At 47.2% G+C, this 489-nt stretch carries 1 rRNA gene; it reads left to right on the top strand.

Going from position 1 to position 489, the window contains the following annotated elements:
• A 23S ribosomal RNA gene (locus tag BW716_RS35505) occupies positions 1-394 on the top strand; the annotation flags it as partial.
• Between the last annotated feature and the right edge of the window lie 95 nt (positions 395-489).

The raw sequence follows: 489 nt of genomic DNA, 5'->3' as shown, positions 1-489 counted from the left end.
TGGCACCTCGATGTCGGCTCGTCACATCCTGGGGCTGGAGAAGGTCCCCAGGGGTTGGGCTGTTCGCCCATTAAAGTGGCACGCGAGCTGGGTTCAGACCGTCGTGAGACAGTTCGGTCTCTATCTACTGTGGGCGTTAGAAATTTGAGTGGATCTGATTCTAGTACGAGAGGGCCGAATTGGACAAACCTCTAGTGTATCTGTTGTCCCGCCAGGGGCACCGCAGAGTAGCTACGTTTGGAAGGGATAAGCGCTGAAAGCATATAAGCGCGAAACCCACCACAAGATGAGATTTCTTTTAAGGATCGTGGAAGATGACCACGTTGATAGGCTATAGATGTAAAGGCAGTAATGTCATAGTCGAGTAGTACTAATAATCCGTAAGCTTATGTACACCCTTTTCCCCCGATGCAAATCGGGGGAAGAAACTTTCTAAAATAGTAAATAAAAGTCCTTTTCTTTATCTCAGTATGTTAAGATATTTGCTCG

The sequence above is a fragment of the [Flexibacter] sp. ATCC 35208 genome (assembly GCF_001975825.1).
Lineage (GTDB): Bacteria > Bacteroidota > Bacteroidia > Chitinophagales > Chitinophagaceae > Chitinophaga.
This window is presented reverse-complemented; position numbering and strand designations above follow the sequence as displayed.